Raw genomic sequence first — 974 nt, 5'->3', positions numbered from 1 at the left:
CTGATATTTGGGCATACCTAGCCCAGTCATTTTATTTATGGCCTTCACTTTAATCATCGTTTCTGTATGCTGACTATTGAATTGACGACTTTTTAGCTTATCACCCATTAATTGTTTAAAACGATACATCGCTGTCTCAGCAAGTGAACGAAGATGGTACCCTGAATTCACTTTCCACTGCGTTAACCCTATTTGGTGCATCATAAATACAGCATTGTTTCTGGGGTGTCCTTCTTCCCAGTATTGGGCATTCTCTCTTGGCGGTACCCGCATAATCGCACCTTTTGCTGCGACCTCCTCATAGCAACTGCGTGTGTCATATGCTCCATCACCTGTGACTCTGTCTATATTCCTACGCAGTGGCCTGATTAAATCGGCAAGGGCTTCTCCGTCTGACACATTGACCATCGACAGCTCAGCACCCACAATATCGTGACTTGTCGCATCTACGGCCAAGTGCAGTTTTCGCCAAGTTCGGCGCTTAGTCGCACGATGTTTTCTCGTATGCCATTCACCATTTCCATACACTTTAAGGCCCGTGCTATCGACCACAATATCTATAAAGCCTTTGCTTGCAGTCTTTCTATATTGCACATTAAGTGTTTTACTACGTTTGCATAAACAGCTATAACCGGGTGATTGCAGCGAGGTATCCATCATAGTCAGCAAGGAATTTACAAACCCTTCTAAAGCCCTGAGTGGTAAATGGAATACGGCCCTTAAAGTTAAACACGTTTCAATTGCTAAATCAGAATAGTAATTTGAACGACCGCGGCCCCCGTGTTTTTCGGTATTCTGCCACTTTGAGATGGCACTATCACTTAGCCAAATATTGATGTTACCGCGTTGAACTAAAGCACGGTTGTACTGTGACCAATTCCTAATTTTCTTCTTCATTTCACATCATAGGTTAAGGCATTTAATGATCTGATCACACCAAACCAAAGAAGTTCAATTATTTAGGAAACAACGCC

General features: G+C 42.9%; 1 protein-coding gene. It reads right to left on the bottom strand.

The window, feature by feature from the left end:
- Nucleotides 1–897: IS5 family transposase (locus CWC18_RS16245; RefSeq protein ID WP_138675690.1), on the bottom strand; the 897-nt coding region annotated here is incomplete at its 3' end.
- Nucleotides 898–974: the final 77 nt, after the last annotated feature.

This window comes from Pseudoalteromonas aurantia (assembly GCF_005886875.1).
GTDB lineage: Bacteria > Pseudomonadota > Gammaproteobacteria > Enterobacterales > Alteromonadaceae > Pseudoalteromonas > Pseudoalteromonas aurantia_A.
Note: the sequence above shows the minus strand (reverse complement) of the source record. Positions and strands in the feature narration are given on the sequence as shown.